The sequence below is a fragment of the Streptomyces sp. NPDC097619 genome (assembly GCF_040302735.1).
GTDB lineage: Bacteria > Actinomycetota > Actinomycetes > Streptomycetales > Streptomycetaceae > Streptomyces.
The window spans coordinates 55,141-79,875 of the sequence record NZ_JBEOSD010000008.1; the positions used below are offsets into that span (position 1 = coordinate 55,141).

The 24,735-nt window shown below is 69.4% G+C and carries 21 protein-coding genes and 1 tRNA gene; 3 read left to right on the forward strand and 19 right to left on the reverse strand.

Translation table 11 applies throughout. The annotated features are described in order from the left end of the window. Window positions 1-27 precede the first annotated feature (27 nt). Window positions 28-498 (reverse strand): 30S ribosomal protein S7, encoded by a 471-nt coding sequence (gene rpsG / locus ABTZ17_RS04030; protein ID WP_352193902.1) that lies wholly within the window; start codon window positions 496-498, stop codon window positions 28-30. Window positions 499-500: 2 nt separating this feature from the next. After that, entirely contained in the window at window positions 501-872 is a 372-nt protein-coding gene (gene rpsL / locus ABTZ17_RS04035; protein ID WP_007265893.1) for a 30S ribosomal protein S12, read from the reverse strand. A gap of 373 nt (window positions 873-1,245) precedes the next feature. Between rpsL and ABTZ17_RS04040 the strand changes: the two genes are divergently transcribed. Next, on the forward strand, window positions 1,246-3,714 hold the full coding sequence (locus ABTZ17_RS04040) for a YfhO family protein (protein WP_352193903.1): 2,469 nt from the start codon (window positions 1,246-1,248) through the stop codon (window positions 3,712-3,714). A gap of 89 nt (window positions 3,715-3,803) precedes the next feature. Here the strand turns inward: ABTZ17_RS04040 and ABTZ17_RS04045 are convergent, their stop codons facing one another. The 10 genes from ABTZ17_RS04045 to ABTZ17_RS04090 form a co-directional block, all read right to left on the reverse strand. After that, a complete protein-coding gene (locus ABTZ17_RS04045) occupies window positions 3,804-7,703 on the reverse strand; it encodes a DNA-directed RNA polymerase subunit beta' (RefSeq protein WP_352193904.1) in 3,900 nt (1,299 codons plus the stop codon). A gap of 98 nt (window positions 7,704-7,801) precedes the next feature. Beyond that, the gene (rpoB, locus tag ABTZ17_RS04050; RefSeq protein WP_352193905.1) at window positions 7,802-11,284 is read right to left on the reverse strand and encodes a DNA-directed RNA polymerase subunit beta; all 3,483 of its coding nucleotides are present in this window, start codon (window positions 11,282-11,284) and stop codon (window positions 7,802-7,804) included. Window positions 11,285-11,853: 569 nt separating this feature from the next. After that, a complete protein-coding gene (gene rplL, locus ABTZ17_RS04055) occupies window positions 11,854-12,237 on the reverse strand; it encodes a 50S ribosomal protein L7/L12 (RefSeq protein ID WP_352193906.1) in 384 nt (127 codons plus the stop codon). 112 nt (window positions 12,238-12,349) lie between these two features. Further along, a complete protein-coding gene (gene rplJ / locus ABTZ17_RS04060; RefSeq protein WP_352193907.1) occupies window positions 12,350-12,880 on the reverse strand; it encodes a 50S ribosomal protein L10 in 531 nt (176 codons plus the stop codon). 288 nt (window positions 12,881-13,168) lie between these two features. After that, window positions 13,169-14,071 carry an SCO4651 family lipoprotein gene (locus ABTZ17_RS04065; RefSeq protein ID WP_352193908.1) on the reverse strand — a complete coding sequence of 301 codons (903 nt, stop codon included), beginning with the start codon at window positions 14,069-14,071 and terminating at the stop codon, window positions 13,169-13,171. Between the two features lie 140 nt (window positions 14,072-14,211). Continuing rightward, window positions 14,212-14,934, reverse strand: coding sequence for a 50S ribosomal protein L1 (gene rplA / locus ABTZ17_RS04070; RefSeq protein WP_352193909.1), 723 nt, complete (start codon window positions 14,932-14,934; stop codon window positions 14,212-14,214). An 84-nt stretch (window positions 14,935-15,018) separates the two neighbouring features. Next, a complete protein-coding gene (rplK, locus tag ABTZ17_RS04075; RefSeq protein WP_352193910.1) occupies window positions 15,019-15,453 on the reverse strand; it encodes a 50S ribosomal protein L11 in 435 nt (144 codons plus the stop codon). 169 nt (window positions 15,454-15,622) lie between these two features. Next, entirely contained in the window at window positions 15,623-16,534 is a 912-nt protein-coding gene (gene nusG, locus ABTZ17_RS04080) for a transcription termination/antitermination protein NusG (protein ID WP_352193911.1), read from the reverse strand. An 83-nt stretch (window positions 16,535-16,617) separates the two neighbouring features. Further along, window positions 16,618-16,899, reverse strand: a complete 282-nt coding sequence (gene secE, locus ABTZ17_RS04085) for a preprotein translocase subunit SecE (RefSeq protein ID WP_352193912.1) — start codon at window positions 16,897-16,899, stop codon at window positions 16,618-16,620. 105 nt (window positions 16,900-17,004) lie between these two features. Next, window positions 17,005-17,077 (reverse strand) — tRNA-Trp (locus ABTZ17_RS04090). Window positions 17,078-17,271: 194 nt separating this feature from the next. On the opposite strand from ABTZ17_RS04090, the gene ABTZ17_RS04095 reads away from it, so the two are divergent. Next, window positions 17,272-18,498 (forward strand): pyridoxal phosphate-dependent aminotransferase, encoded by a 1,227-nt coding sequence (locus tag ABTZ17_RS04095; RefSeq protein ID WP_352193913.1) that lies wholly within the window; start codon window positions 17,272-17,274, stop codon window positions 18,496-18,498. 123 nt (window positions 18,499-18,621) lie between these two features. Continuing rightward, a complete protein-coding gene (locus tag ABTZ17_RS04100; RefSeq protein ID WP_352193914.1) occupies window positions 18,622-19,641 on the forward strand; it encodes an adenosine deaminase in 1,020 nt (339 codons plus the stop codon). Here the strand turns inward: ABTZ17_RS04100 and ABTZ17_RS04105 are convergent. From ABTZ17_RS04105 to rpmG, 7 genes are all read right to left on the reverse strand, one after another. Next, a complete protein-coding gene (locus ABTZ17_RS04105) occupies window positions 19,576-20,118 on the reverse strand; it encodes a hypothetical protein (RefSeq protein ID WP_352193915.1) in 543 nt (180 codons plus the stop codon). The genes ABTZ17_RS04100 and ABTZ17_RS04105 overlap by 66 nt on opposite strands. 32 nt (window positions 20,119-20,150) lie before the next feature. Then, the gene (locus tag ABTZ17_RS04110; protein WP_352193916.1) at window positions 20,151-21,212 is read right to left on the reverse strand and encodes a UDP-N-acetylmuramate dehydrogenase; all 1,062 of its coding nucleotides are present in this window, start codon (window positions 21,210-21,212) and stop codon (window positions 20,151-20,153) included. Window positions 21,213-21,283: 71 nt separating this feature from the next. Then, window positions 21,284-22,765 carry an MFS transporter gene (locus ABTZ17_RS04115; protein ID WP_502994590.1) on the reverse strand — a complete coding sequence of 494 codons (1,482 nt, stop codon included), beginning with the start codon at window positions 22,763-22,765 and terminating at the stop codon, window positions 21,284-21,286. A gap of 73 nt (window positions 22,766-22,838) precedes the next feature. Beyond that, entirely contained in the window at window positions 22,839-23,420 is a 582-nt protein-coding gene (locus ABTZ17_RS04120) for a TetR/AcrR family transcriptional regulator (protein ID WP_352193917.1), read from the reverse strand. Window positions 23,421-23,516: 96 nt separating this feature from the next. After that, the gene (locus ABTZ17_RS04125) at window positions 23,517-23,945 is read right to left on the reverse strand and encodes a MaoC family dehydratase (protein WP_352193918.1); all 429 of its coding nucleotides are present in this window, start codon (window positions 23,943-23,945) and stop codon (window positions 23,517-23,519) included. A 1-nt stretch (window position 23,946) separates the two neighbouring features. After that, window positions 23,947-24,402: an FAS1-like dehydratase domain-containing protein gene (locus tag ABTZ17_RS04130; protein WP_352193919.1), complete on the reverse strand. Its 456-nt coding sequence runs from the start codon at window positions 24,400-24,402 to the stop codon at window positions 23,947-23,949. A 128-nt stretch (window positions 24,403-24,530) separates the two neighbouring features. Beyond that, window positions 24,531-24,695: a 50S ribosomal protein L33 gene (rpmG, locus tag ABTZ17_RS04135; protein ID WP_003956487.1), complete on the reverse strand. Its 165-nt coding sequence runs from the start codon at window positions 24,693-24,695 to the stop codon at window positions 24,531-24,533. Window positions 24,696-24,735 lie beyond the last annotated feature (40 nt).

Here is a 24,735-nt window from a genome sequence, read left to right on the forward strand (position 1 = left end):
TTCTCTCGGTCTCGATGTGGGTTGCGACTACCAGCGGTAGTGCGCGAAGGCCTTGTTGGACTCGGCCATCTTGTGCGTGTCCTCGCGCTTCTTCACGGCCGCACCGAGGCCGTTCGAGGCGTCGAGAAGCTCGTTCATCAGGCGCTCGGTCATGGTCTTCTCGCGGCGGGCGCGGGAGTAGCCCACGAGCCAGCGGAGGGCCAGGGTCGACTGGCGACCCGGCTTGACCTCGACGGGAACCTGGTAGGTCGCGCCACCGACACGGCGGGACTTGACCTCGAGGGAGGGCTTGACGTTCTCCAGCGCGCGCTTCAGCGTGATGACCGGGTCGTTGCCGGTCTTCTCGCGGAGGCCTTCCATGGCGCCGTAGACGATGCGCTCGGCGGTGGAGCGCTTGCCGTCCAGGAGGATCTTGTTGATGAGCGAGGTCACCAGAGGAGAACCGTAGACCGGGTCGATGATGACCGGGCGCTTCGGGGCGGGGCCCTTACGAGGCATTCTTACTTCTCCTTCTTGGCGCCGTAGCGGCTGCGGGCCTGCTTGCGGTTCTTGACAGCCTGGGTGTCAAGCGCACCGCGGATGATCTTGTAGCGAACACCCGGCAGGTCCTTCACACGGCCACCACGCACGAGCACGATCGAGTGCTCCTGCAGGTTGTGTCCCTCACCCGGAATGTAAGCGGTGACCTCGATGCCGGAGGTCAGACGCACACGCGCGACCTTACGGAGCGCCGAGTTCGGCTTCTTCGGGGTGGTCGTGAACACACGCGTGCAGACGCCACGGCGCTGGGGCGAAGCCTCCAGGGCCGGGGTCTTCGTCTTCTCGACCTTGTCCTGCCGGCCCTTTCGGACCAGCTGCTGGATCGTAGGCACTACTTCTCCGGTTTCTGTGTGCCGTTGGTGAAACTAACCTGGAACTTCACCGACCCACGCGGTCGGGTGTGTCGAATCCGGCAGACCTCCGCGACAGCGGATGCGTACGGATTGCGGCGGCCGGTCCGGCCCGCGTGCGGCGATGGACACGCACGGGAGCCAGGGCACACCCCAGGCACAAGGTCTGAGCGTACCTATCGCATCCACTCCGGTCAAAACAAATGCCCACGCCCTGCGACCCCCCGCCGGACCTCCGGGGCTCCGCACCCGCCCCGACCTAGACTTCCGAAAGGTTCGAAAACACCAGATCGCACCCGTATGACCGGCCTCGCCCGCCCGGCGAAGAACCCAGGGGAGCACACCAGTGGGGACCGTGGCACCGGAACCGACCACCCGCCCCGCTCCACCCCCGCTCCCCCACCACGCCCCCCGCCCCGGCCCCCGCGCCCTCCGCGGACCGGCGCTGGCCTTCCTGCTCACCGCCACCGCCGTCGTCCTCGCCTGGGCGGCCCGCGGCTCCCGGCCCTTCGGGCCCCGCCCCCGGGCCCTGAACGACCAGGCCAACCAGTACGTCCCCTTCCACCAGGGCCTCTGGGACCTGGTCCACGGCCAGGGCGCCGGGGACCCCTTCTTCAGCTGGCGCAGCGGCCTCGGACACCAGTTCCTCGCCGACTACGCCACCTACCTGGCCAACCCGCTCTCCTGGACCACCGTCCTGGTGCCCCGGCACCACGTGGACCTCGCCGTCTTCGCCCTCACCCCGCTCACCCTCGGCCTGGCCGCCGCCGTCATGGCCGGCTGGCTCGGCCGGATCGCCCCCGGCCCCTGGTGGCAGCGCGGACTCCTGGGCGCCTGCTACGGCCTCTGCGGCTGGGCCCTCTGCGACGCCTCGTACATCCCGATGTGGCAGTGGGGACTCGTCGCCCTGCCCCTCCTCGGCCTCGCCGTCGAACGGGCCCTCGCCGGCAGTCCGCTGCCCGGCACCGCCCTGCTCGTCGCCCTCGCCTGGTGGGGGAACTTCTACACGGCGATGATGGCCACCCTGGCCGCGGCCGTCCTGCTGGCCGTCCGCCTCGTCGTACTCCGCACCGACCCCCGGGAGCGGATCCGCGTCCTGCTGCGCGCCGCGGCGGCCGGCGGCACCGGCATCGCCCTCACCCTGCCGCTGCTGCTGCCCTCCTACCTGGCCAGCACCGCCGCCCAGCCCACCCGGGCGGGCAGCTTCGTCCCCGCCCCCACCGGCTCCTTCCTCGCCGGCCTGCTCCCCGGCGGCTACCAGTGGGGCAGCCAGGCCCGCCTGTACCTCGCCACCCTCGGCCTGCTGCTCGTCCTCGCCTTCCTCCTCGACGGCCGCACCGCCCGCCGGACCCGTGGGGCCTGGGGAGCCGCCGCCGTGCTCACCGCGGCCTCCTTCCAGTTCCCGCCCACCCAGTACCTGTGGCACGGCCTGGCCGTCCCCAACGGCAACTCCTACCGGGAGACCTTCGTCCTCAGCGGGATCATGACCGCCATGGCCTGGCAGGGTCTGGCCGCCCGGCCCCGGCCCCGCACCCTGGCCGCGGCCGCCGCCGTCCTCGCCGCCGCCACCCTGCTGCTGAGCCGCACCCACGACTTCGCCCCCACCGTCCCCGTCGCCGTCCTCGGCGGCGGGGCCCTCTCCCTCACCGGCCTACTGCTGTGGCTCCGCGCGGGCCACGGTCCGGGCCCCCGCCGGCGCGGCCCGGCCGCCGTCGGAGCCCTCCTGATGGTCGGCGCCGTCCTCGCCGAATCCGTGCTCTCCGGCGTCGTGGCCGACCAGCGCCGGGCCCGCGAGTCCTGGGCCCGCCCCCGCACCACCGCCGGCCCCGCCGTCGAGGACCGCTTCGCCGCCCTCCGCTCGGTGGACGGCTGGCCCGCCCACCGCACCGACCCCGGCCGCCCCGAACACTCCTACAACGACGGCCTGTCCCTGCGCGCCGAGGGCCCGCAGTACTACAGCAGCTACCTGCCGGCGAGCACCTTCCGCGCCCTGGACGCCCTGGGCCACGGCTCCACCAACGACGGCCGGACCCTCTTCGGCGTGGACAACCCCGTCCTCGACGCCGTCTTCGCCATCGGGGCCCGGGTCTCCCCCGACCCCGCGCGGCCCGGCCACTGGACCGCCCGCACCTTCCCCGCGCCCCCGCTGGTGACCGTCCGACCGCGGCCGGAACTCCCCGCCGCCCCGACGGACAGCGTCTACGCCCGCCAGGAGGCCGTCCTCGGCGCCCGGGTCTACCGGGTCCCCCCGGTCACCCCCGGCCCCGACTCCCCCGGTCTCCGCCGCTACCGGGCCCGCTGCGCTCCCGGCACCGAGGCGTACTGGTACTCCCCCGCCCTGCTCGGCGTCCTGACCCACGACGGCCGCTCCCGGGACCTGCGCGACCGGACCGCGGGCGTCCAGCGGCTCGGCCCCGTCCGCGCCGACGGCCTGGTGGAGGTCACCCTCCGGACCCGCAGCCCCGGGACCGCCCCGGCCCGGCCGGTGGGCTGCCTGGACCGGGCCGCCCTCGGCGCCGCGGTGGACCGCCTCACGCGCGAGGGGGCCGTCCGTACCGAGGTCGGTGGCCACTCGGTCCGGGCCGTCCTGCCCGTCGGGGCCCGCGGCACCGCGGTCGTCGCCACCCCGGCCTCCCCCGGCTGGCGCTGCTCGGCCCCGCTCCGCGCCTTCCACGGGCTGCTCGCCGTGGAGCTGCCGCCGGGCACCCGCGAGTTCTCCTGCGCGTTCGTGCCGCCCGGCTTCAAGGGCGGGCTCGCGGGGGCGGGCCTGGCCCTGGCCGTCCTCCTCGCGACGGGCCTCGCCGCCCGCCGCCGCCCCCGCTGACCCCGGGGCCCGCACCGCCGGACCGACCCCGGAAAAGGGGAAAGCCCCCGCCGCTCCTCACGGAGCGACGGGGGCTTCCTTCATGACGTTCAGCCGTTGTACGGGCCGTAGTCGTAGTCCTCCAGCGGAACCGCCTGGCCGGAACCGGTGCCGAAGGGCGAGTAGTCGATGTCGTCGTAACCGACGGCCGAGTACATCGCGGCCTTCGCCTCCTCGGTGGGCTCCACCCGGATGTTGCGGTAGCGGGACAGACCCGTACCGGCCGGGATGAGCTTACCGATGATGACGTTCTCCTTGAGGCCGATGAGGCTGTCGGACTTGGCGTTGATCGCCGCATCCGTCAGGACTCGGGTCGTCTCCTGGAAGGAGGCGGCCGACAGCCAGGACTCGGTCGCCAGCGAGGCCTTGGTGATACCCATCAGCTGCGGACGGCCGGAGGCGGGGTGACCGCCCTCGGTGACCACACGACGGTTCTCGGTCTCGAAGCGCGAGCGCTCGACCAGCTCGCCGGGCAGCAGCTCGGCGTCGCCGGACTCGATGATCGTCACGCGGCGGAGCATCTGCCGGATGATGATCTCGATGTGCTTGTCGTGGATCGACACACCCTGCGAGTTGTAGACCTTCTGGACCTCGCCCACGAGGTGCACCTGCACCGCGCGCTGGCCGAGGATCCGGAGCACGTCGTGCGGGTTGGTCGCACCCATGGTGAGCTTCTGGCCCACCTGGACGTGGTCACCCTCGTGCACCAGGACCTTGGCACGCTTGGAGATCGGGAAGGCCGTCTCCTCGGAACCGTCGTCCGGGGTGATGACGATCTTCTTCGTCTTCTCGGTCTCCTCGATCCGCACGCGACCGGCGGCCTCGGAGATCGGGGCGACACCCTTCGGGGTACGGGCCTCGAAGAGCTCGACGACACGCGGCAGACCCTGGGTGATGTCGTCACCGGCCACACCACCGGTGTGGAAGGTACGCATCGTCAGCTGGGTGCCGGGCTCACCGATGGACTGGGCGGCGATGATGCCGACCGCCTCACCGATGTCGACCAGCTTGCCGGTGGCCAGCGAGCGGCCGTAGCAGAAGGCACAGGTGCCGACCGCGGACTCACAGGTCAGGACCGAACGGACCTTGACCTCTTCGACGCCGTTCGCGATGACCGCGTCGATGAGCACGTCACCGAGGTCCACGTTGGCGGGCGCGATGACCTTGCCGTCGATGACCAGGTCCTCGGCCAGCATGCGGGCGTAGACCGAGGTCTCCGCGTCGTCCGCCTTGCGCAGCACGCCGTCCTCGCCGCGGACGCCGACCTTGAGCTTCAGGCCGCGCTCGGTGCCGCAGTCCTCCTCGCGGATGATCACGTCCTGCGAGACGTCCACCAGACGACGGGTCAGGTAACCCGAGTCGGCGGTACGCAGGGCGGTGTCCGCCAGACCCTTACGGGCACCGTGCGTGGAGATGAAGTACTCCAGAACGGTGAGGCCCTCACGGAAGGACGCCTTGATCGGACGCGGGATGGTCTCGTTCTTCGCGTTCGACACCAGACCACGCATACCGGCGATCTGCCGCATCTGCATCATGTTTCCTCGGGCACCCGAGTCAACCATCATGAAGATGGGGTTGGTCTTGGGGAAGTTCGCGTTCATCGCCTCGGCGACCTCGTTGGTCGCCTTGGTCCAGATCGCGATGAGCTCCTGCGTGCGCTCGTCCTTGGTGATCAGACCGCGCTCGTACTGCTTCTGGACCTTCTCGTCCTGAGCCTCGTAGCCCGCGACGATGGCCTTCTTGGCCTCGGGCACGACGACGTCGGAGATGGCCACGGTGACACCGGAACGGGTCGCCCAGTGGAAGCCGGCCGCCTTCAGGTTGTCGAGCGTCGCCGCCACGATGACCTTGGGGTAGCGCTCCGCCAGGTCGTTGACGATCTCGGAGAGCTGCTTCTTGCCCACCGAGTAGTCGACGAAGGGGTAGTCCTCAGGCAGCAGCTCGTTGAAGAGCGCACGACCCAGCGTGGTCTTCAGACGGAAGCTGTCGCCCGGCTGGAACTCCTGCTCGCCCTCCTCGGCGACCGGGGGGACCCAGCCGCGCGGCGGGATGGTGCCCACCGGGAAGCGGATGTCGACCGACGACTGCAGCGAGAGCTCGCCGGCGTCGAAGGCCATGATCGCCTCGGCGGTGGAGCCGAAGGAGCGGCCCTCGCCCTTGACGTCGCGCAGCTCGCCGTCGGTGGTGAGGAAGAACAGACCGAGGACCATGTCCTGGGTCGGCATCGTCACCGGACGGCCGTCGGCGGGCTTGAGGATGTTGTTCGAGGACAGCATCAGGATGCGGGCCTCGGCCTGCGCCTCCGCGGAGAGCGGCAGGTGCACGGCCATCTGGTCACCGTCGAAGTCCGCGTTGAAGGCGGTGCAGACGAGCGGGTGGATCTGGATGGCCTTGCCCTCGACCAGCTGCGGCTCGAAGGCCTGGATGCCGAGGCGGTGCAGCGTGGGCGCACGGTTCAGCAGCACCGGGTGCTCGGCGATGACCTCTTCGAGGACGTCGTACACGACGGTGCGGCCGCGCTCGACCATGCGCTTGGCCGACTTGATGTTCTGCGCGTGGTTCAGGTCCACCAGGCGCTTCATCACGAACGGCTTGAAGAGCTCCAGCGCCATGGCCTTGGGCAGACCGCACTGGTGCAGCTTCAGCTGCGGGCCGACGACGATGACGGAACGCGCCGAGTAGTCGACTCGCTTGCCGAGGAGGTTCTGACGGAATCGACCCTGCTTGCCCTTCAGCATGTCGCTGAGGGACTTCAGGGGACGGTTGCCGGGACCGGTGACCGGGCGACCACGACGACCGTTGTCGAAGAGGGCGTCCACGGCCTCCTGGAGCATGCGCTTCTCGTTGTTCACGATGATCTCGGGGGCACCGAGGTCGAGAAGGCGCTTCAGGCGGTTGTTGCGGTTGATCACCCGGCGGTACAGGTCGTTCAGGTCGGAGGTCGCGAAGCGGCCACCGTCCAGCTGCACCATCGGACGGAGGTCCGGCGGGATCACCGGGACGCAGTCCAGGACCATGCCCTTGGGGCTGTTCGAGGTCTGCAGGAAGGCGGAGACGACCTTGAGGCGCTTGAGCGCACGGGTCTTCTTCTGGCCCTTGCCGGTGCGGATGATCTCGCGGAGGCGCTCGGCCTCCTCCTCCAGGTCGAAGGACTCCAGGCGCTTCTGCAGCGCCGCGGCACCCATCGAGCCGTCGAAGTACGTGCCGAAGCGGTCACGCAGCTCGCGGTAGAGGAGCTCATCGCCCTCCAGGTCCTGGACCTTGAGGTTCTTGAAGCGGGCCCAGACCTCGTCCAGACGGTCGATCTCGCGCTGCGCGCGGTCACGGAGCTGCTTCATCTCGCGCTCGGCACCCTCGCGCACCTTGCGGCGCACGTCGGCCTTGGCGCCCTCGGCCTCCAGCTCGGCCAGGTCGCTCTCGAGCTTCTTGGCGCGGCCTTCGAGGTCCGCGTCACGGCGGTTCTCGATCTGCTGGCGCTCGACGGAGACGTGGGCCTCCAGGGACGGGAGGTCGCGGGTGCGGCGCTCGTCGTCCACGAACGTGATCATGTACGCGGCGAAGTAGATGACCTTCTCGAGGTCCTTCGGCGCGAGGTCCAGCAGGTAGCCCAGGCGCGACGGGACGCCCTTGAAGTACCAGATGTGGGTGACGGGAGCGGCGAGCTCGATGTGGCCCATCCGCTCGCGGCGCACCTTGGCGCGCGTGACCTCGACGCCACAACGCTCACAGATGATGCCCTTGAAGCGGACACGCTTGTACTTGCCGCAGTAGCACTCCCAGTCCCGGGTCGGACCGAAGATCTTCTCGCAGAAGAGTCCGTCCTTCTCGGGCTTCAGGGTGCGGTAGTTGATGGTCTCCGGCTTCTTGACCTCGCCGTGCGACCAGGTTCGGATGTCGTCCGCGGTGGCAAGGCCGATCCGCAGCTCGTCGAAGAAGTTGACGTCGAGCACTGTGCGTCAATCCCTCTTTCGGGGTCGTGTCTCTTGATCAGTGGTCTGAACGGTCCCGGGGCGACGGGGGCTCCTCGTGGGAGCCCCCGTCAGGCCCGTCAGACCTCTTCGACGCTGCTCGGCTCGCGCCGGGACAGGTCGATACCGAGCTCCTCCGCCGCGCGGAAGACGTCCTCGTCGGTGTCGCGCATCTCGATGGACATGCCGTCCGAGGACAGCACCTCCACGTTGAGGCAGAGCGACTGCATTTCCTTGATGAGCACCTTGAAGGACTCGGGAATGCCCGGCTCGGGGATGTTCTCGCCCTTGACGATGGCCTCGTAGACCTTCACGCGGCCGGTGACGTCATCGGACTTGATGGTCAGCAGCTCCTGGAGGGCGTACGCGGCGCCGTAAGCCTCGAGCGCCCACACCTCCATCTCACCGAAGCGCTGGCCACCGAACTGCGCCTTACCACCCAGCGGCTGCTGCGTGATCATCGAGTACGGACCGGTCGAACGGGCGTGGAGCTTGTCGTCGACCAGGTGGTGGAGCTTGAGGATGTACATGTACCCGACCGAGATCGGGTCCGGGAACGGCTCGCCGGAGCGGCCGTCGAACAGGCGCGCCTTACCGGTCGGGAGCACCATGCGCTCGCCGTCGCGGTTCGGGATGGTGTGGTTGAGCAGACCGGCCAGCTCGTCCTCGCGGGCGCCGTCGAACACCGGGGTGGCGACGTTGGTGCCGGGGGCGACCTGGTCGGCGCCGATGGCCTGCAGGCGCTGGGCCCACTCGTCCGCGAGGCCGGAGACGTCCCAGCCGCGGCTGGCGAGCCAGCCGAGGTGGATCTCCAGGACCTGTCCCGGGTTCATTCGGGACGGGACACCGAGCGGGTTGAGGATGATGTCGACCGGGGTGCCGTCCTCCAGGAACGGCATGTCCTCGATCGGCAGGATCTTCGAGATGACGCCCTTGTTGCCGTGACGGCCGGCGAGCTTGTCACCGTCGGTGATCTTGCGCTTCTGGGCGACGTAGACGCGGACCAGCTGGTTCACGCCCGGGGGAAGCTCGTCCCCCTCCTCGCGGTCGAAGACGCGGACGCCGATGACCTTGCCGATCTCGCCGTGGGGCACCTTCAGGGAGGTGTCACGGACCTCGCGGGCCTTCTCACCGAAGATCGCGCGGAGCAGGCGCTCCTCCGGGGTCAGCTCGGTCTCGCCCTTGGGCGTGACCTTGCCGACCAGGATGTCGCCGGCGACGACGTCCGCACCGATGCGGATGATGCCGCGCTCGTCGAGGTCGGCGAGGACCTCCTCGGAGACGTTCGGGATGTCCCGGGTGATCTCCTCGGGGCCCAGCTTGGTGTCACGGGCGTCGACCTCGTGCTCCTCGATGTGGATCGAGGAGAGGACGTCGTCCTGCACGAGGCGCTGCGACAGGATGATCGCGTCCTCGTAGTTGTGACCCTCCCACGGCATGAACGCCACGAGCAGGTTCTTGCCGAGGGCCATCTCGCCCTCTTCGGTCGCCGGACCGTCGGCGAGGACCTGGGACTCGATGATCCGGTCGCCCTCGTTGACGATCACCTTCTGGTTGACCGAGGTGCCCTGGTTCGAGCGGGAGAACTTGGCGACGCGGTACGTGGTGTACGTGCCGTCGTCGTTGGCGACGGTGACGTAGTCGGCCGAGACCTCCTGGACGACACCGTCCTTCTCCGCGCGGATGGAGTCGCCGGCGTCGACGGCGCAGCGGTACTCCATGCCGGTGCCGACGAGCGGGGCCTCCGCCTTGATGAGCGGAACGGCCTGGCGCATCATGTTCGCGCCCATGAGGGCGCGGTTGGCGTCGTCGTGCTCGAGGAAGGGGATCATGGCGGTCGCGACCGACACCATCTGGCGCGGCGAGACGTCCATGTAGTCCACGTCCGACGGCTCGACGTAGTCGACCTCGCCGCCACGCTTGCGGACCAGGACGCGACCCTCGGTGAAGCGGAGGTCGTCGTCCAGCTTCGCGTTCGCCTGGGCGATGACGAAGCGGTCTTCCTCGTCGGCGGTGACGTAGTCGACCTCGTCGGTGACGGCGCCGTCGACGACCTTGCGGTACGGGGTCTCGATGAAGCCGAACGCGTTCACGCGACCGTAGGAGGCGAGCGAGCCGATCAGACCGATGTTCGGGCCTTCGGGGGTCTCGATCGGACACATGCGGCCGTAGTGCGAGGGGTGCACGTCACGGACCTCGAAGCCGGCCCGCTCACGGCTCAGACCGCCGGGGCCCAGCGCCGAGAGGCGGCGCTTGTGGGTCAGCCCGGAGAGCGGGTTGTTCTGGTCCATGAACTGCGACAGCTGGCTGGTGCCGAAGAACTCCTTGATGGAGGCGACGACCGGCCGGATGTTGATCAGGGTCTGCGGCGTGATCGCCTCGACGTCCTGCGTGGTCATGCGCTCGCGGACGACGCGCTCCATCCGGGCCAGGCCCGTGCGGACCTGGTTCTGGATGAGCTCGCCGACGTTGCGCAGACGACGGTTGCCGAAGTGGTCGATGTCGTCGGTCTCGACGACGATCGAGTTGCCGTTCTCGCCGATCGTCTCGGTCTCGCCCGCGTGGAGCTTGACCAGGTACTTGATCGTGGCGATGACGTCGTCCGTGGTGAGGACTCCGGCGTCGAGCGGCTCGTCCGCACCCAGCTTCTTGTTGACCTTGTAGCGGCCGACCTTCGCGAGGTCGTAGCGCTTCGGGTTGAAGTACAGGTTCTCGAGCAGCGTCTGCGCGGCCTCACGGGTCGGCGGCTCGCCCGGACGCAGCTTGCGGTAGATGTCGAGCAGCGCGTCGTCCTGGCCCTGGGTGTGGTCCTTCTCCAGGGTGGCGCGCATGGACTCGTACTCGCCGAACTCCTCGAGGATCTGCTCGGTGGTCCAGCCGAGAGCCTTCAGGAGGACGGTGACGGACTGCTTGCGCTTGCGGTCGATGCGGACACCGACCATGTCGCGCTTGTCGACCTCCATCTCCAGCCAGGCACCCCGGGACGGGATGATCTTGGCGGAGAAGATGTCCTTGTCGGACGTCTTGTCGATGGAGGAGTCGAAGTAGACACCGGGGGAACGGACGAGCTGCGACACGACGACACGCTCGGTGCCGTTGATGACGAAGGTGCCCTTGTTGGTCATGAGCGGGAAGTCGCCCATGAAGACCGTCTGGGACTTGATCTCGCCGGTCTCGTTGTTCGTGAACTCGGCCGTGACGAAGAGCGGGGCGGCGAAGGTGAAGTCGCGCTCCTTGCACTCGTCCACGGAGTTCTTGGCCGGCTCGAAGCGGTGGTCACGGAAGGTCAGGGACATCGACCCGGAGAAGTCCTCGATCGGGGAGATCTCCTCGAAGATCTCCTCCAGACCGGACTTGGTGGGGACGTCCTGTCCACTCTCAAGGGCAGACTCGACCCGAGCCTTCCAGGCAGCGTTGCCGAGCAGCCAGTCAAAGCTCTCGGTCTGCAGCGCCAGGAGGTTCGGAACCTCGAGGGGCTCCTTGATCTTTGCAAAGGAGATGCGCAGCGGGGCAGTGCTGGCGCCGTTGTTCGTATTGGTCGAGGCGTTGCGCGAGGCGGCCAAGAGGGGGTCCTTCCGAGGGCTCGGACTCACTACGCGCGTACCGGTCCCAGCTGTACACAGAAGACGACCCCTGTCCCTTCGATGATCAAAAGACCAGGTCAGAGGGGATCAATCCGGTGTGCTCCAGCGTGGGCATGCCCCTGGCGACGGGCAGGGGACAGCTAACAGGCAGCGCAAAGGGTCAGTGTAGCCACTTGGCTCACTGATGTCCAGACCAGGTTTCCGGAGTCCGGCAACAGGCCTTCCCTTGGTTGTTCCGCGTCACGGCTCCCGTACACGGAGCGCGTATCGATACTGCCCTCTTCGTAGTCGATCCATGCCTCGGAACGCGGATCGACGTTGCGACGGTCCTGAGAATTGCGCGCCGCGTGCCGTTCGTCAAGGCCCCCTGCCCCGTGCGGATCATCACCGGGGGCCGTTCGGGGGGCGGCCGCGGGGGCGACGATGATCACCATACCCCTCAACGAGGACGGGCCGGACCAGGCACTGTCGGGCCCGGATACGCCGAAGGGCGACCACCCGAACGGGTGATCGCCCTTGGCAGGAGCCTTCAGGAGGCTCCAGAGGTCTTACTTGACCTCGACGGCCGCACCGGCAGCCTTGAGGGACTCGGCGGCCTTCTCAGCGGCCTCCTTGTTGACCTTCTCGAGGACCGGCTTCGGGGTGCCGTCGACGAGGTCCTTGGCCTCCTTCAGACCCAGGGAGGTCAGCTCGCGCACGACCTTGATGACCTGGATCTTCTTGTCACCGGCACCGGTGAGGATGACGTCGAACTCGTCCTTCTCCTCAGCGGCCTCGGCCGGGGCACCGGGGACACCGGCGGCGACGGCGACGGTGGCCGCGGCGGCGGTGACGTCGAACTTCTCCTCGAACGCCTTCACGAACTCGGAGAGCTCGATGAGGGTCATCTCCTCGAACTGCGCGAGCAGGTCGTCCTGAGACAGCTTCGCCATGATGGGCGATCCTTCCACTAATTCGGCTGGTGCCGAGATGTATCGAAAGGCGGGCGTAGTCGGCCCGCTACGATCCGTGCGCTAGGCGGCGCGGATCAATGCGCGAGCCGAATTACTCGGCACCGCCCTGCTCGGCGAGCTTGGCGCGCAGCGCGTCCGCGGTGCGGACGAACTTCGACGGCAGAGCCTGGAAGAGCGAGGCAGCCTGAGACTGCTTGCCCTTGAAGGCGCCGGCCAGCTTGCTGAGCAGAACCTCGCGGGACTCGAGGTCCGCAAGCTTCTTGATGTCGTCGGCGGAGAGAGCCTTACCGTCAAGGACACCGGCCTTGATGATGAGGTTCGGGTTCTCCTTGGCGAAGTCACGCAGAGCCTTCGCCGACTCCACCGGGTCACCGGTGACGAAGGCGACCGCGGTCGGACCGTTGAAGTGGTCGTCCAGCGCGGTGATCCCAGCCTGGTTGGCCGCAATCTTGGTCAGCGTGTTCTTCACCACGGCGTACTGGGCGTTCTCACCGAGAGAACGACGCAGCGTCTTGAGCTGCGCCACGGTGAGACCCCGGTACTCGGTCAGCACGGCGGCGTTGGAGCTCTGGAACGCGTCCGTGAGCTCGGCCACCGATGCAGCCTTGTTGGGCGTCGGCATAATGCTTCAGCCTCCTTCCGGGTGATGAGGACCGCTCAGAAGGGGCTGGAAAAGACGAACGCCCCGGGCGCAGGCGCACGGGGCAAGACTCGACCTGAACGAAATCGTCCCGGGAGAATTTCCACAGTCACCTGCGCGGGTCGTCCGCTCGCAGCGGATCCTTCGGCCACCGACCCTCTCGGGCACGGCAACGACCAGCGGTCTTTGGCTTCTGTGGAAGAGTACGTGAGGGACGTACGCGGAGGCAAATCCGCCGGTACGCCCGCGCTCACCGCCCCGGAACGGGGATCAGGCGGTGCCGCCCTTGGCCCCGGCGCCCATGTCCTTGAGCATCTTGAAGAGGTCCAGGGTGTCCTTCTCCGCCGGGAGCTGCACCTTGGCGGCGGCCCCGTAGTCGGAGTAGTGGGCGTCCATGTTCATGGCGCCCTCGGCGGTCTTCACGGCCACCTTCATGCGGACCGGGTAGCCGGCCTCGTTGACCCAGACCTCGGTGTCGTAGCCCTGGACACCGGCCTTCTTCATGCTCTCGACGAGCTTCTCGCGGTCCGCCTCCTTGAGGAGCTTCGCGGACTCGTTCGCCTTGAGCATCTCCTCGAAGGTCAGGGAGCCCTTGTAGTGCTCCGCCTCGACCCCGTCGACCTTCTCCGGGCCCACGTGCTTCAGGCTCGGGGAGTCGAGCAGCAGGGCGAGCTGCTGGGCCGGGTCCTGGTTCATCCCGCCGTCCAGGCCGTTCATCTGCTTCAGGGCCGCCTGGCCCTCGGGCCCGGCCTCCTTCGCGGCGGCCTGGAGGTCCAGCTTCATCCAGCGCTTGCCCTCCATCTCAGAGGCGGCCTTGGCACCCAGGTCCATGTACATGACCTGGTCCTGCATGATCATGCGCATCGACTCCGGGGCGCCCGGGGTGGAGCCGAGGGCCGAGCCCTTCACGGTGAGGTCCATGACGGCCGGGTCCCAGCCCTGCACGCCGGACATCTCCATGGTGCCGCCGTCCTTCATGGAGGCGGGCATCGTCATGGTCATGCGCACCTTGGCCGACTTCGCGGCCGCGGTCTTCTGGTACGCCACCGAGATCATCTCGGCCGCGGACTTGGGCTTCGCCTTCTCCCCGCCCCCGCAGGCCGTCAGGCCGCCCGCCAGGGCCGCGGTACAGGCCAGGGCCACGACCGCGCGCGTCCGTACTGCCTTGTTCATATGAGTCCCACCCTCATCGGTACATGTCCGTATTCCCCCAGCACCTTACGGAAGGACACTGACACGCAGAACGGGCCCCTCGCCTCCCTTTTTCAGGGGGGCGAGGGGCCCGTTCGAGCCACTCAGCGAGCCGGAAGGGCTCAGACCGCGGCCGGGTCCTCCTCGACGAGGAGGTTGCGGGTGCGGTTGGAGTCCAGCTGGATGCCGGGACCCATCGTGGTGGTCAGGGCGGCCTTCTTGATGTAGCGGCCCTTGGCGGCGGACGGCTTCAGACGGAGGATCTCCTCCAGGGCCGCGCCGTAGTTCTCGACCAGCTTCTCATCGGAGAAGGAGACCTTGCCGATGATGAAGTGGAGGTTCGAGTGCTTGTCGACGCGGAACTCGATCTTGCCGCCCTTGATGTCCGTGACGGCCTTGGCCACGTCCATGGTGACGGTGCCGGTCTTCGGGTTCGGCATCAGGCCACGGGGACCGAGCACGCGGCCGAGGCGGCCGACCTTGCCCATGAGGTCCGGGGTGGCGACGACCGAGTCGAAGTCCAGGCGGCCCTTGGCGACCTCGTCGATCAGTTCGTCCGAGCCGACGATGTCGGCGCCGGCGGCTTCCGCGGCCGCAGCACGGTCACCGGTCGCGAAGACCAGGACCCGGGCGGTCTTACCGGTGCCGTGCGGGAGGTTCACGGTGCCGCGGACCATCTGGTCGGCCTTGCGCGGGTCGACACCCAGGCGGAAGGCAACCTCGACGGTCGCGTCGAACTTGGTGGTGGAGGTCTCCTTGGCGAGACGGACGGCCTCGAGCGGGGCGTACAGCTTCTCCCGGTCGATCTTGGCGTCCGCAGCGCGGAGGGTCTTGCTGCGCTTCACTTCTGCTCCTGTGTTGTTGCTTCAGGCGTGGAGTCGTGGTGCGGGCCGGCGCAGGCCCTACCACTGGGGACTACGAGGTGCTGATCAGCCCTCGACCGTGATGCCCATGGAACGGGCGGTGCCAGCGATGATCTTCGACGCGGCGTCCAGGTCGTTGGCGTTCAGGTCGGGCAGCTTGACCGTGGCGATCTCGCGGACCTGCTCGGCCGTGAGCTTCGCGACCTTGGTCTTGTGCGGCTCGCCCGAGCCCTTCTCCACACCGGCGGCCTTGAGGATCAGGCGCGCGGCCGGCGGGGTCTTGGTGACGAAGGTGAAGGAACGGTCCTCGTAGACCGTGATCTCCACCGGCACGACCATGCCACGCTGCGACTCGGTCGCGGCGTTGTAGGCCTTGCAGAACTCCATGATGTTGACGCCGTGCTGGCCGAGCGCGGGGCCGACCGGCGGAGCCGGGTTCGCCGCACCGGCGTTGATCTGGAGCTTGATAAGCCCCGTGACCTTCTTCTTCTTGGGAGGCATTGCTCTCTCCGGGTCCTAGTGAGAGTTTTCCAGCCGCCGTCCGGTCATCCGGATGGAGGCATACCGCACCACGATAACGGGTATCGGTGCGGGGCTTAAAACCGAGCAGGTCAGACCACCTGTGGAGGTGGCCTGACCTGTCCGGAAGCTTGGCTTCAGAAGACCTTGATCAGTTCTTCTGGATCTGGTCGAAGCTGAGCTCGACCGGGGTCTCGCGACCGAAGATCTCCACGAGGCCCTTGACCTTCTTCGAGTCCGGGTTGATCTCGTTGATGGTCGCCTGGAGGGTGGCGAAGGGGCCGTCGGTGACGGTGACCGAGTCGCCGACCTCGAAGTCCAGGACCTCGATGGTGCGCTTCACGGCGGGGGCCGGCAGGCCCGCGGCCTCGGCGGCGGCCTTGTCGGCCTTCTCCTTGGCCTCCGGCGCGAGCATCTTGACGATCTCGTCCAGGGTCAGCGGGTAGGGGTCGTAGGCGTTGCCCACGAAGCCGGTGACGCCGGGGGTGTTCCGGACGACGCCCCAGGACTCGTTCGTCAGGTCCATGCGGACGAGCACGTAGCCGGGCAGCTTGTTCTGCCGGACGTTCTTGCGCTCGCCGTTCTTGATCTGGACGATCTCTTCCTCGGGCACTTCGGCCTGGTAGATGAACTCCTCGACGTTCAGCGAGACGGCGCGCTGCTCCAGGTTGGCCTTCACGCGCTTCTCGTAGCCCGCGTAGGTGTGGATCACGTACCACTCGCCGGGCAGCAGGCGCAGCTCGTCACGGAGGGCCTGGACCGGGTCCACCGGCTCGGCGGGCTCGACGTCCTCCGCGGCGGGGGCCTCCTCGTCGGAGTCCTCGTCCTCGGAGTCCTCGGCGTCGACCTCGGCGGTGACGTCCTCGTCCGCGGCCTCGTCGGACTCGACCTCGTCGGCCTCGTCCTCGACGTGCAGCGCGGCCTCCTCGGCGGCCTGGCCGGCCTCGATGTCGGCGGCCTCGACCTCGTCCGGGTCCACAGCGTCCGCGCCCTCGACGATGTCGAGCTCGTCCTCGACGGACTCGACGGAGTCGTGGCTCACGTTCAGGTTCGGTTCAGACACGGTGGCTGCTTCTTCCTGGATACAAGGGGTGGAACATGCGAAAAGGGGCGGCAGCCCTGTCCAGGCGCCGCCCTCCGCGGGGATCAGCCGAAGACGTACTTGATGACTTCCTGGAACCCATAGTCAATCACGGTCACCAGGGCAATCATGATGACGACGAAGATGATCACCACTGTGGTGTACGTCGTCAGCTGGTTGCGCGTCGGCCAGACCACCTTGCGGAGTTCCGCAACGATCTGGCGGTAGAAGAGCGCGAGGCGGCCCAGAGGGCCCTTCTTGCCGCGCTTGCCGCCCTTTCGGGCCTTCTTGTCGCGGGTCTCGTCCTCGGCGTCAGGCATGTCGATGGAGCCCAGGGCGTCCGTCACGTCTCTCACCTGAATCCGGGTCATGGCCGTGCCGCGCCCGGTTGAGCCGCACGGCGGTGCATCGAAGTACGTACCTGCGCACACATCCGGCGAAGGAGTGTGGAGCAGGGCCGGAGGGACTCGAACCCCCAACCGCTGGTTTTGGAGACCAGTGCTCTACCAATTGAGCTACGACCCTTTGTTGCGTTCCCCAACCTACCGCATCGGAGCGAGTGCACAACGTGCCCGCTCTTGCCGCGACCGGCGGAGACCAACGAGGAGTGAGTGTACGTGGTCTTGCAGGCCACGTCGAACAGAAAGCTTCCGGAGGATCAGCGTCCGGTCACTGAAACGGTGTGCGGCGCGAGTTTTCCGTCTGGGACGATGGGCCGCATGACCTCTGCAACGCCTCCCACCGAGCGCCGCGTGTCCGTCCGCATCGGCGCCATTTCCGAGTCCGCCACCCTCGCCGTCGACGCCAAGGCCAAGGCGCTCAAGGCCGCCGGCCGCCCGGTGATCGGCTTCGGCGCGGGCGAGCCCGACTTCCCGACCCCGGACTACATCGTCGAGGCCGCGGTCGAGGCCTGCCGCGACCCGAAGTTCCACCGGTACACCCCGGCGGGCGGCCTGCCCGAGCTGAAGAAGGCCATTGCCGAGAAGACCCTGCGCGACTCCGGCTACGCCGTGGACCCGTCCCAGGTGCTGGTGACCAACGGCGGCAAGCAGGCCATCTACGAGGCGTTCGCGGCGATCCTGGACCCGGGCGACGAGGTCATCGTCCCCGCTCCCTACTGGACCACCTACCCGGAGTCGATCCGTCTCGCGGGCGGCGTCCCGGTGGAGGTCGTCGCGGACGAGACCACCGGTTACCGGGTCTCCGTGGAGCAGCTGGAGGCCGCGCGCACGGAGAAGACCAAGGTCGTCCTCTTCGTCTCCCCCTCCAACCCGACCGGCGCCGTGTACAGCGAGGCCGACGCGAAGGCGATCGGCGAGTGGGCCGCCGAGCACGGCCTGTGGGTGCTGACGGACGAGATCTACGAACACCTGGTCTACGGGGACGCCACCTTCACCTCGCTGCCCGTGCTGGTCCCGGCGCTGGCCGACAAGTGCGTCATCGTGAACGGCGTGGCGAAGACGTACGCGATGACCGGCTGGCGGGTCGGGTGGGTCATCGGCCCCAAGGACGTGGTCAAGGCCGCGACGAACCTCCAGTCGCACGCCACCTCCAACGTCTCCAACGTGGCCCAGATCGCCGCGCTGGCCGCCGTCTCCGGGAACCTGGACGCCGTGGCGGAGATGCGGAAGGCCTTCGACCGCCGCCGCCGGACCATGGTCAAGATGCTCAACGAGATCGAGGGCGTCTACTGCCCCACCCCCGAGGGCGCCTTCTACGCCTACCCCTCGGTCAAGGAGCTGCTCGGCAAGGAGATCCGCGGGCAGCGTCCGCAGACCTCCGTGGAGCTGGCCGCGCTGATCCTGGACGAGGCCGAGGTCGCGGTCGTTCCCGGTGAGGCCTTCGGCACCCCCGGCTACCTGCGCCTGTCCTACGCCCTGGGCGACGAGGACCTGGTCGAGGGCGTGACCCGGATCCAGAACCTGCTCGCGGAGGCCAAGGCCTGAGCCTTCGGACCCCGTGCGGACGGGCGGCACCTCTGCGGAGGCGCCGCCCGTTCCTGCGTTCGGGGCCTCCCCCATCGGGAAAACGGCCTCCCAAACCACCCGTTCGTGGGGCAGGATCACCAGATGGAGCAAGTACGCGATCTCACGCTTCTGCCGAAGGCCCACCTGCACCTGCACTTCACCGGTTCGATGCGCCCCGCGACGCTGCTGGACCTGGCCGACAAGTACGGGGTGCGGCTGCCGGACGCGCTGACCACGGGTGAGCCCCCCAAGCTGCGGGCCACCGACGAGCGGGGCTGGTTCCGCTTCCAGCGGCTCTACGACGCCGCCCGGTCCTGCCTGCGCGAGCCGGAGGACATCGTGCGGCTGGTCCGGGAGGCGGCCGAGGAGGACGTCCGGGACGGCGGGGGCTGGTTGGAGATCCAGGTGGATCCCACCTCCTACGCCCCGCTGCTGGGCGGGATGATCCCGGCGATCGAGATCATCCTCGACGCGGTGGAGTCGGCCTCCCGGGACACCGGGCTCGGGATCCGGGTGCTGATCGCGGCGAACCGCATGAAGCACCCCTTGGACGCCCGGACCCTGGCCCGGCTGGCGGTGCGGTACGCGGACCGCGGGATCGTCGGGTTCGGGCTGTCCAACGACGAGCGGCGGGGCATGGCCCGGGATTTCGACCGGGCCTTCGCGATCGCCCGGGAGGGCGGTCTGCTGGCGGCCCCGCACGGCGGGGAGCTGACCGGTCCGGCCTCGGTGCGGGACTGCCTGGACGATCTGCACGCGTCCCGGATCGGGCACGGGGTGCGGGCGGCGGAGGATCCGCGGCTGCTGAAGCGGCTGGCGGACCGGCAGGTCACCTGCGAGGTGTGCCCGGCCTCGAACGTCGCCCTGGGCGTGTACGAGAAGCACGAGGACGTGCCGCTGCGGAAGCTCTTCGAGGCGGGGGTGCCGATGGCCCTGGGGGCCGACGACCCCTTGTTGTTCGGCTCGCGGTTGGCGGCCCAGTACGAGATCGCCCGCCGGTACCACGGGTTCTCGGACGCGGAGCTGGCGGAGCTGGCGCGGCAGTCGGTGCGGGGTTCAGCGGCGCCGGAGGACGTCCGGGCCAAGCTGTTGGCGGGCATCGACGACTGGCTCGCGGGCTGAGGGGGCCCGGGGCGCGGGTGCGGCGGCCGGGGCGGTTCTCCCGGTCCCGGCGCCGGTCCGGGTGAGGCGGAGGTCGCCCTCGTGGCAGTCGGCGCGGACCTGGCCGCCGGGGAAGCCGAGCTCCAGGTGGGTGCGGCCGAAGTCGGGGAGTCCGTACTCGGCGACGGAGGTGACGGTCTCGCCGAGATGGCGGCGGAGGGGGTGGTCGCCGAGGTCCTCGCCGATCTCGATGCGGCCCCAGGCGCCCATGTCGAGGGATTCGTAGGACTCGTCGGGGGCGGCGGACTCGACGATGAGGCACCAGTCGGAGCCGGTGGTGATGCGGGTGGCGTCGCCGGTGGTGTCGAGGAGCCAGACGTCGAGGGGGATCTCGGAGCGTTCCCCGTCGTAGAGGTGCCAGGACGCGAGGACCCGCTCGATGGTGCGGCCGACCAGGCGGGTGGGGTCGGTGCCGGTGCCGTGCAGGGGGCAGCGCATCGCCTCCGGGTCTCCTTGCCCTCGCGCGTCCGTCAGATGCTGACGCCGACCGTCACGGGTTCGTTGACGAGGGTGACCCCGAAGGCCGCGTGGACGCCGGTGACGACCTCGCGGGCCAGGGTGAGGAGGTCCTCGGTGGTGGCCCGGCCGCGGTTGGTGAGGGCGAGGGTGTGCTTGGTGGAGATGCGGGCGGGGCCGGTGCCGTAGCCCTTGGTGAAGCCGGCCTTGTCGATGAGCCAGGCCGCGGAGGTCTTGGTGCGGCCGTCGCCGGCGGGGTACGCGGGCGGGGTGGTGTCGGGGCCGAGGCGGTCGTGGACGCGGGCCAGGAAGGCGGCGTAGTCGGCGTCGGTGAGGATCGGGTTGGTGAAGAAGGATCCGGCGGACCAGGTGTCGTGGTCGGCGGGGTCGAGGACCATGCCCTTCCCGGCGCGCAGGCGCAGCACGGTCTCGCGGGCGGTGGCGGCGGGGACGCGGTCCCCGGCGCCGACGCCGAGGGCGCGGGCGGTCTCGGGGTACTTGAGGGGGGCGGAGAGGCCGCCCGCGTCCTCCAGGGCGAAGCGGACCCGCAGGACCACGTAGCGCTCGGGGTGGTCCTTGAAGAGGCTGTGGCGGTAGGAGAAGGCGCACTCGGCGTTGGTCAGGGTGACCGTTTCGCCTCGGGTGCGGTCGTAGGCGGTGACCTCCGTGATGGTGCTGGAGACCTCCTGTCCGTACGCGCCGACGTTCTGGATGGGGGTGGCTCCGGCGGAGCCGGGGATGCCGGCGAGGCATTCGATGCCCGCGAGGCCGGCGTCGACGGTGCGGGCGACGGCCTCGCTCCAGTTCTCGCCGGCGGCCAGTTCCAGGGTGGTGCCGTCGAGGTGGAAGCCCTCGGTGGCGATGCGCAGGGCGGTGCCGTCGAAGCCGGCGTCCCCGATGACGAGGTTGCTGCCGCCGCCGATGACGAGGAGCGGGGTGCCGGTGGCGTCGGCGGCGCGGACGGTCTCGATGACCTCGGCGTCGGTGGTCGCGGTGACCAGGCGGGTGGCCGGGCCGCCGAGCCGGAAGGTGGTCAGCGGGGCGAGGGGGGCGTCGTGGAGTTCCTGCACGTGCACAAGAGTACGGTCCGCGGCCCCCGCTTCCCGGCGGGGCCACGGACCGTACGGGCCGTTCGGGGTGCGGTTCCTCACACTCCGGCGCGGGTGCGGGGGGCGGTGTCGGCGGGTGCGGCGGCCCGGGCGACGGGGGTGGTGGGGGTGGTGCCGCGGCCGGGGATGAGGAGGGCGAAGAGGGCGGCGAGGGCGACGGCTCCGGCGCCGATCCACAGGGCGGGGACGGTGCCGTCGGTGAAGGTGCGGGGGGTCTCGAAGCCGCCCTGGGCGGCGAAGACGGAGGCCAGTACGGCCACGCCGAGGGCGCCTCCGAGCTCGCGGAGGGCGTTGTTGGCGCCGGAGGCCCGGCCGCGGTCGGCCTCGGAGACGGTGGACATGAGGACGTTGGCGGCGGGGGCGAAGTAGAGGGCCATGCCGATGCCGCCGAGGACGAGGGCGGGCAGCAGGCTCGGGTAGGAGACGTCGGGTTCGAGGGCGGCGGCGAACCAGGCGAGTCCGGCGGCCTGGAAGGCCAGTCCGGCGACGACCACGGGGCGGCCGCCGATGCGGTCGGAGAGGATGCCGGCGAGGGGGGCGACGACCATGGGCATGGCGGTCCAGGGGAGCATGCGCACCCCGGCCTCGGTGGGCGAGTAACCGGCGACGCCCTGGAGGAACTGGGCGAGCAGGAAGATCGAGCCGAACATGCCCAGGAACATCAGCAGGCCGGCGATGTTGATCCCGGCGAACCCGCGGTTGCGGAAGAGGCGCATGGGGAGCATGGCGTTGCTGTTGCGGGCGCCGTGGACGGCGAAGGCGGCCGTGAGGAGGCCGCCGCCGATCAGGCCGGTGAGGACGGGGGTGCTGGTCCAGCCTTCGGCGTTGGCGTTGACCAGGGCGTAGACGATGCCGAAGAGCCCGGCGCTGATGAGGAGGGTGCCGGGGACGTCGAGGCGGGCGTCGGGGGCGGTGGACTCGGCCAGGCGGAGGCGGGCCAGGGGCAGCAGGGCGAGGCCGATGGGGACGTTGAGCCAGAAGATCCACTGCCAGGAGATGTGCTCGGTGAGGGTGCCGCCGATGAGGGGGCCGCTGGCGACGGCGAGGCCGGTGACGGCTCCGTAGATGCCGAGGGCCATGCCGCGGCGGGCGGGCGGTACGGCCGCGGTGAGGAGGGTGAGGGTGAGCGGCATCATGATCGCGGCGCCGACGCCCTGGACGGCGCGGGCGGCGATGAGGGCGTCGATCCCGGAGGAGAGGGCCGCGGCGGCGGAGGCTCCGGTGAAGACGGTGAGGCCGACGAGGAAGAGGCGGCGGCGGCCGAAGCGGTCGCCGAGGGCGGCGCCGAGCATGAGGAGGACGGCGAAGGTGAGCGTGTAGGCGTTCACCGTCCATTCGAGGTCTTCGAGGGCCCCGCCGAGGTCGGCGCGGATGGCGGGGAGGGCGGTGGTGACGACGAGGTTGTCGAGGGCCGCCATGAAGCTGGCGATGCCGGTGATGACGAGGGCCCAGACGGCGGGGCCGCGCATGCCGTCGGGTGGGCTCGGGTGCTGCGGTGCGGCGGGCTGCTGCTGGTCCATCGTGTCCCCCAGTGATTAGTTATTGCTGACTAACTTTCGCGGGCAGAAGAACGCGCCCGGGGCGCGCCGTGGGTCACTCCCCCGAGGACCCGTCCGGGCGCTCCTCGCGGCCGGGCGGGGGGCAGATCCCCTCCCACACGCGGTGCTCGGGCGGAAAGCGGATCGCCGCCAGGGTGTTGATGAGCATCCCGAAGGCCATGAAGGTGGCGGTCTCCTTCTGGTCCCCGCCGAGCGGGAGGTGGACGGTGTCCCAGAGCTCCATCCACCCGGCCCGGACCATCTCGCCGAACTCGGGCTCCCCCGCCGCGTCCGCCGCGGCCACGGCCACGTAGGTCTGGAGCTGCATCTGGAGCTTGTCGGGGTCCTCGGCGATCAGCCGGGTGTACGCCTCGGCCATGGCGTGCAGGGCGTCCTCCCCTTCCAGCCCCTCCGCGGCCTCGGCGAAGACCTGTCGGGTTTCCGTCAGGCAGCGGTCCACAGCGGCGAGGAAGATGGCCTGCTTGTTCGGGAAGAGGCGGAAGAGGTACGGCTGGGAGACCCCCACCCGCTGCGCGATGGCGGCGGTGGAGGTGCCGTAGTACCCCCCGCGGGCGAACTCGTGCATCGCCGCCCGGATGACGCTCTCGCGCCGCTCGTCCGCACTCATCCTGACCATGCTTCGAAGTTAGTGCGCAATCACTAACAACGTCAAGCGGAAAGAAGGGGGCGCCCCACCGGACCGGCGGGACGCCCCCTCGACCTCCGCGGGCCCTCAGGCCAGCCGGACCACCGCGCGGGACATCCCGAGCACCTTCTGTCCGGCGCTGGTGGCGACCAGGTCCACCCGGACCCGGTTGTCCTCCAGCAGGGCGGCGACCTTGCCGGTCACCTCGATCAGCGCGCCCTCGTCGTCGTCCGGGACCACGACGGGCTTGGTGAAGCGGACCCCGTACTCGACCACCGCGGCCGGGTCGCCCGCCCAGTCGGTGACCACGCGGACCGCCTCGGCCATGGTGAACATGCCGTGCGCGATCACGTTCGGCAGGCCCACCTCCTTGGCGAACCGCTCGTTCCAGTGGATCGGGTTGAAGTCGCCCGAGGCACCGGCATAGCGCACCAGGGTGGCGCGCGTCACGGGGAAGGAGCCGGCCGGGAGCTCGGTGCCGACCTCCACGTCCGCGTACGCGATGCGTGCCGTCATCTCAGGCCTCCCCGTCCGCCGCGCGCGCGACGAGCTTCGTCCAGGCGGTGACCACGTGCTCACCGGTCGCGTCGTGGACCTCACCGCGGATGTCCAGGATGTCGTTCCCCGCCATCGACTTGACCGCCTCGATGGTCGAGGTGACCGAGAGCCGGTCGCCGGCCCGCACCGGGCGGGTGTAGGCGAACTTCTGGTCCCCGTGCACCACGCGGCTGTAGTCCAGACCGAGCTGCGGGTCGGAGATCACCTCGCCCGCGGCCTTGAAGGTGATCGCGAACACGAAAGTGGGCGGGGCGATCACATCGGGGTGCCCGAGCGCCTTCGCGGCTTCCGGATCCGTGTACGCGGGATTGGCGTCACCCACCGCCTCCGCGAATTCCCGGATCTTCTCCCGGCCGACCTCGTAGGGCTCGGTGGGCGGATAGGCCCGCCCCACGAAGGACTGGTCGAGCGCCATGGCTCACTCCTCCTGGTCGAACTGATCAATTACCGGGCCTGGCCCGGGAGGTGGGAAAACGACACGAGGCCGTCCCCGCGAACGGGGACGACCTCGTGCCAGAGCCTGTGTCCGAAGACGCGCTGGAGTCAGCGGGTCTCGCGGTGCGCGGTGTGCGAGTTGCAGCGCGGGCAGTGCTTCTTCATCTCAAGACGGTCCGGGTTGTTGCGCCGGTTCTTCTTGGTGATGTAGTTCCGCTCCTTGCACTCCACGCAGGCCAGCGTGATCTTCGGGCGGACGTCGGTGGCAGCCACGTGAGTGCTCCTTGACGGATGGATGGACGGATGAACGCAT

Bases quoted from the DNA above. Each gene is read 5' to 3' on its own strand.
- rpsG (WP_352193902.1), bottom strand. From the start codon at position 498: ATGCCTCGTAAGGGCCCCGCCCCGAAGCGCCCGGTCATCATCGACCCG.
- rplL (WP_352193906.1), bottom strand. From the start codon at position 12,237: ATGGCGAAGCTGTCTCAGGACGACCTGCTCGCGCAGTTCGAGGAGATG.
- rplJ (WP_352193907.1), bottom strand. From the start codon at position 12,880: ATGCCGACGCCCAACAAGGCTGCATCGGTGGCCGAGCTCACGGACGCG.
- ABTZ17_RS04065 (WP_352193908.1), bottom strand. From the start codon at position 14,071: ATGAACAAGGCAGTACGGACGCGCGCGGTCGTGGCCCTGGCCTGTACC.
- rplK (WP_352193910.1), bottom strand. From the start codon at position 15,453: ATGCCTCCCAAGAAGAAGAAGGTCACGGGGCTTATCAAGCTCCAGATC.
- ABTZ17_RS04095 (WP_352193913.1), top strand. From the start codon at position 17,272: ATGACCTCTGCAACGCCTCCCACCGAGCGCCGCGTGTCCGTCCGCATC.
- ABTZ17_RS04100 (WP_352193914.1), top strand. From the start codon at position 18,622: ATGGAGCAAGTACGCGATCTCACGCTTCTGCCGAAGGCCCACCTGCAC.
- ABTZ17_RS04105 (WP_352193915.1), bottom strand. From the start codon at position 20,118: ATGCGCTGCCCCCTGCACGGCACCGGCACCGACCCCACCCGCCTGGTC.
- ABTZ17_RS04115 (WP_502994590.1), bottom strand. From the start codon at position 22,765: ATGGACCAGCAGCAGCCCGCCGCACCGCAGCACCCGAGCCCACCCGAC.
- ABTZ17_RS04120 (WP_352193917.1), bottom strand. From the start codon at position 23,420: ATGGTCAGGATGAGTGCGGACGAGCGGCGCGAGAGCGTCATCCGGGCG.
- ABTZ17_RS04125 (WP_352193918.1), bottom strand. From the start codon at position 23,945: ATGACGGCACGCATCGCGTACGCGGACGTGGAGGTCGGCACCGAGCTC.
- ABTZ17_RS04130 (WP_352193919.1), bottom strand. From the start codon at position 24,402: ATGGCGCTCGACCAGTCCTTCGTGGGGCGGGCCTATCCGCCCACCGAG.